The organism is uncultured Aquincola sp., from assembly GCF_964001545.1.
GTDB lineage: Bacteria > Pseudomonadota > Gammaproteobacteria > Burkholderiales > Burkholderiaceae_C > Aquincola.
Genome location: NZ_CAXFDV010000289.1, coordinates 1 through 4,743 on the forward strand (window position 1 = coordinate 1; position 4,743 = coordinate 4,743).

Consider the following 4,743-nt stretch of genomic DNA (forward strand, 5'->3'; position numbering starts at 1 on the left):
CAACCTGGTGTCGCTGTTCGGCCTCTTCGCACCCGCCGGCACGCCGGGCATGCGGCTGCAGCGGCTGAACGAAGAACTCAACCGCGCGCTGCGCCAGCCCCCGCTGCGCGCCGCCCTGCAAGCCGCCGACAACCTGCCCACCGGCGGCAGCGCCGAAGACTTCGCCCGGCGCATCGAGGAAGAAGCCGCGCAGCGGGCACGCACCGGCACCTGAGGCCGGGTGCCCCATTCACCTTTCGGCGAGGTAGTGCTGCATCGTGACGGGCTCGCCTGGGGCCAGGAATGAGCGCACGCGGGTTTCCAGGTGCGAATCGGCCTGGGTGGCGCGGGCGCGCTGGTGCAGGTAGTCGGCCCAGGAGGTGACGATGAAGCGCTCCACGTAGCGCGCCGGGTCCGACAGGTCGCGGTACACCCGCCAGAACGTGGCGCCGTCGCGCCGCCGCGGACCGCGCAGGGCCGCCACCGCGTCCAGGAACTCGGCCGCCGATTCCGGCGCGATGCGGTAGCCGATTTCCACCGCCACCGGGCCGGCTTCGGGCGCGGGTTCATCGACCAGGCTCAGCAGCTCGGACGCCGCCGCCGGCGTCACGTCGGGCCGCTCGCCCATGCGCAGCGGAAACGGCCGCGCCAGCGCCGAGCCGGCCACCATGCACACCGCCGCCACGCACAGCGTGAAGGGCAGGCCGAACAGCCCCGACAGCGCGCCCCAGATGGCCGAGCCGATGGCAAAGCTGCCCAGCGCGCCCACGGTGTGCAGCGCCATCGCCCGCGCGCGCACCCAGGGCGGCGCGCTGGACTGGGTGGCGGTGTTGAAGGTGGACATCGCCGCCATCCAGCAGGCGCCGCCGATGGCCAGCGCCAGGTACACCGCCGGCGGCCAGCGCACCAGCGCGGCCACAGCCATCACCCCGCCGTACACCACGCAGCCGCCGTTGACGATGACTTCCAGCCCCAGGCGCGCCCGCAGCGGACCGATGACCAGGCCGATGGCCACCGCGCCGCCGCCCAGGCAGGCCATCAGCAGGCCGTAGCCTTCGGCGCCCAGGCCCAGCTGGCGCTGGCCGATCACCGGCAGCAGCGCCCACAGCGCCGAGCCGGTGCCGCTGTAGGCCACGGTGCGCACCAGCTGGGCGAACACCGGCCGCGAGTGGCGCGCAAAGCGCAGCGCGCTCAGCATGCCGCCCCACAGCCGCTCGGCCGGCAGCCGCGAGGGCGGGTGCGGCGCCGGCGGGTGGCGGCGCACCACCAGCATCATGGCCAGCACGCTGAGCACCGCCAGCGCGAAGTTCCACGAGCCGCCGATGTGCGCGAACACCAGGCCGGCCAGCGCCGGCCCCAGCGCCCGCGCCGCGTTGTAGGCGATGGACACGCAGGTGATGGCCTGCGGCAGTTCCTCGCGCGGAATCGCGTCGTTGATGGTGGAGTTCCAGGCTGGCGACAGCAGCGCGGTGCAGCAGCCGGCCACGAAGATCAGCACCAGCAGCGTGGTGGGCCCGGCCCAGCCGGCCAGCAGCAGCGCGGCCAGCAGCACGCCGGTGGCGGCCTGCGTCACCAGGGCCAGCTGGATCAGACGACGGCGGTCGGTGATGTCGGCCCATACCCCGGCCGGCAAGGCCAGCAGGAACATCGGCAGGAAGACCGCGGTTTGCACCAGCGCCGCCAGAAAAGCCGAGCCGGTGAGCTCGACCATCATCCAGGCGGCGGCCATCGTCTGCATCGCATTGCCGACGAAATACAGGCCGCCGGCCAGCCACAAGCTGCGGAACACGTCGTGCCGCAACGTGGCCCAGATGGAGTGCGAAGGCTTGGAAACGCTCACGTCGGCGCTTTTCCGCACTTGGGTATGCCAAGTGCTACAACAAATCGCGATAATTGCGAACCACCTTCGGGTGGAACTTCGCTGTGAATATTGACGTAACCCACCATCAGGCCATGACAAAGACGTACGAGCAGTTGAAAAAGCAGATTGAGGCGCTCTCCCAACAGGCGGAGGCCGTGCGGCGCAAGGAAGTGGCCGGCGTGGTCGCCCGCATCAAGGAAGCGATCGAGGCTTACGAACTGACCGCCGAGGACCTGGGTTTCGGCCAGGCGCGGGGCGCTGCGGCCGGTGGCCGCACGGCCGCCCGCAAGCGCACGGCCACCGGTGGCCGCCGCCGCTCCAACGTGGCCAGCCAGCCGCGTTACCGCGATGAATCGGGCAATGTGTGGGGCGGCCGCGGTCCGCGCCCGAAATGGCTGCGCGAAGCGATTTCCGCCGGCCGCAAGCTGGAGGAATTCGCGGTTTGAAAGCCCGGTGATGACCGCCGGCGCGGGACTGCCGGGGGTCATCAATAGCGGATGCGGAAGCGGTAATTGCGATAGCGCAGCACCGCGGATTTCAGCGCGATCTGCTCCAGCACCAGGTCGTCGGCCAGGCGGTCGTTTTCGCGGAACAACTGGCCATTGACGATGAGCATGCGATTGGCCGGCGATTCGGAATACATCGCGCCGCCGATGGTCAGCCGCGGCAGGCTGCGGCGCACGTCCTCGGGCAGGGCCTGCAGGTCGTCGTAGACGCGGTCGGTCTCGCGCAAGGCAGGGGATTCGGGCTCGGGCGCCGGACGGGGTGCGGGCACCGCGGCGGGGGCCGGCGCCGGGGCCGTGGACCGCGCGATGGCCGGTGGCGGTGCGGGCACCGGCGGCGTCGCCGGCCGGGCGGCTGACGGGCGCTGGGGTTCGGGCGCGGGGGCTGGCGCTGGCGGAGCCGTCCGCAGGGCGGCCGGTGCTGGTGCTGGCGCTGCAAAGGGCGCGGGCGCTGGCGCGGGAACAGGCGCCGGAACGGGCGCCCGAACGGGCGCCGTCGGCGCCCCGCCGGCCGCCGCCGACCCGGCCGCGGCCATCGGCGCGGCATCGGGCGCCGCCCGCACCACCGGCGCCGCCACCGGCGCTGCCGTCGGCCGCAGCAGCTGCCAGCCCAGCGCGCCCGCCACGCCCACGGCCACCGCGGCCACGCCCCAGGCCAGCGCCGGGCTGGTGCGGGCGGGCGGCGCCTCGGCCAGCGGCAGGGGGCGGGCATGCAGGCCGGGCACGGCGCTGCGCTCACGCTCGCGTTCGGCGTCGGCCTTCTTCAGGGCATCGAGGACCAGGGACATCGGGCTTACCTTCCGCGGGCCAGGTGGGGTTCGTCCACGCCGGTGGCGCGGTTGAGCTGCATGGCGGTCATCGGGCCGGCCAGCCCGTCGGCGCGCAGGCCCTGCGCCCGCTGGAAGGTCTGGATGCGCTGGCGCAGGTCGGCGCCTGCGCGCGGCGTGCCCAGCGCCTGGTCCAGCCGGCGGGCCAGGGCGGCCGGGTCGTCGGCCGCGGTGGCGCCGCTGGCCTTCCACAGCGTGGCGAATTCGCCGGTCCACCATTCGGCCAGGGTGCCCAGCGGCACGGCCTGCGGGCCGTCGGCCAGCTGCAGCTCGGCCGCATCGGCCCCGATGCCGGTGAGCAGCGCATAAGCGGTGCGGCCACGGCCATCGCTCAGCGTCAGCAGGCCGGGCCGGTCGAGCAGGCGCACCTGGGCCAGGTTGGCCGGCCCGCGGAAGCACTGCACCCGCAGCGCCGACCAGGCCGCGCAAGGGTCTGCGGCATCGGCCGGCAGGCCCCAGGCCGGCGCCAGCAGCCGCCAGGCACTGCGTTCGTCGGCCGGCAGCGCGGCCAGCAGGCGGGCGCCGAGCGCATCGGCGCTGCTGTCACTGGCGCTGGCTGCCGCAGCCGAAGCGCCGCCTGCGCCCGCGGCAGCAGCGGCCAGGGCAGCATCGGTCTTTGCGCCCGTGCCGTCGGCGTCCGCGCCGGCCTGGGCCGCCGAGGCGCTGCCCGCCGCGCCGCTGGCCGCCGAGGCGCCCGGTGCACCCGCCAACGCCAGGCTGCCCGCGGCACGCGTGCCATCGGTCAGCCCGCGCCAGCCATCGGCCTGCAAGGCCACCACCACGCCCACCACGCCCAGCGCGCCCACCGCCACGCCGGCGGTGGTGGCCAGGCCCAGGCCCCAGGCGCGGCGGCCAGCGGGGCGGCGCACCGCCGGCGCATCGCCGCCGAACACTTCGGCGGCGGCGCGGTCCACCAGCTGGCGGCCCACGCGCGGGCTGCCGTGGGCATAAGCGCCCAGCAGCGCGCGGTCGCACAGCAGGTTGATGCGCCGCGGCACGCCGCGCGATCGCTGGTGCACCCGCGCCAGCGCATCGCGGTCGAAGGGCAGGGCGGTCTGCAGCCCGGCCACGGCCAGGCGGTGGGCCACGTACTGCGCGGTCTCGGGCGCGGTCAGCGCATCGAGGTGGTAGCGCGCGATCACCCGCTGGGCCAACTGCTCTAGCGCCGGGCTGGCCAGCATGCCGCGCAGCTCGGGCTGGCCGATGAGCACGATCTGCAGCAGCTTGCGTTCGCTGGTTTCCAGGTTGGTCAGCAGCCGCAGCTGCTCCAGCACGTCGGCCGAAAGGTTCTGCGCCTCGTCGATCACCAGCACGCTGTTGCGTCCGGCCGCATGCGCCTGCAGCAAGAAGGCGTTGAGCGCATCCACATAGTCCTTGACCGTCGCGCCGGCGCCGGCCGGCGGCGGGGCGATGTGGAACTCGTCGCACACGGTCTTCAGCAGCTCCAGCACCGAGAGCTTGGGGTTGAAGATGTACGCCACGTCGCAGTTCGTCGGGATCTGCTCGAGGAAGCAGCGACACACGGTGGTCTTGCCGGCGCCGATCTCGCCGGTCAGCAGCACGAAGCCGCCGC

General features: G+C 73.9%; 5 protein-coding genes. 2 read left to right on the forward strand and 3 right to left on the reverse strand.

Annotated features, from left to right (window positions below):
• Nucleotides 1–214: tripartite tricarboxylate transporter substrate-binding protein (locus ABNT58_RS10190; RefSeq protein WP_348753371.1), on the forward strand; the 214-nt coding region annotated here is incomplete at its 5' end.
• A 15-nt stretch (nt 215–229) separates the two neighbouring features.
• Here ABNT58_RS10190 and ABNT58_RS10195 read toward each other — a convergent pair.
• A complete protein-coding gene (locus ABNT58_RS10195) occupies nt 230–1,819 on the reverse strand; it encodes an MFS transporter (RefSeq protein ID WP_348753372.1) in 1,590 nt (529 codons plus the stop codon).
• A gap of 53 nt (nt 1,820–1,872) precedes the next feature.
• On the opposite strand from ABNT58_RS10195, the gene ABNT58_RS10200 reads away from it, so the two are divergent.
• Nucleotides 1,873–2,286: an H-NS histone family protein gene (locus tag ABNT58_RS10200; protein ID WP_348753373.1), complete on the forward strand. Its 414-nt coding sequence runs from the start codon at nt 1,873–1,875 to the stop codon at nt 2,284–2,286.
• A gap of 41 nt (nt 2,287–2,327) precedes the next feature.
• Here the strand turns inward: ABNT58_RS10200 and ABNT58_RS10205 are convergent, their stop codons facing one another.
• A complete protein-coding gene (locus ABNT58_RS10205; RefSeq protein WP_348753374.1) occupies nt 2,328–3,131 on the reverse strand; it encodes a general secretion pathway protein GspB in 804 nt (267 codons plus the stop codon).
• Nucleotides 3,132–3,136: 5 nt separating this feature from the next.
• On the reverse strand, nt 3,137–4,743 hold a 1,607-nt coding region (locus tag ABNT58_RS10210; protein ID WP_348753375.1), incomplete at its 5' end, for an AAA family ATPase.

Bases quoted from the DNA above. Each gene is read 5' to 3' on its own strand.
- ABNT58_RS10205 (WP_348753374.1), bottom strand. From the start codon at position 3,131: ATGTCCCTGGTCCTCGATGCCCTGAAGAAGGCCGACGCCGAACGCGAG.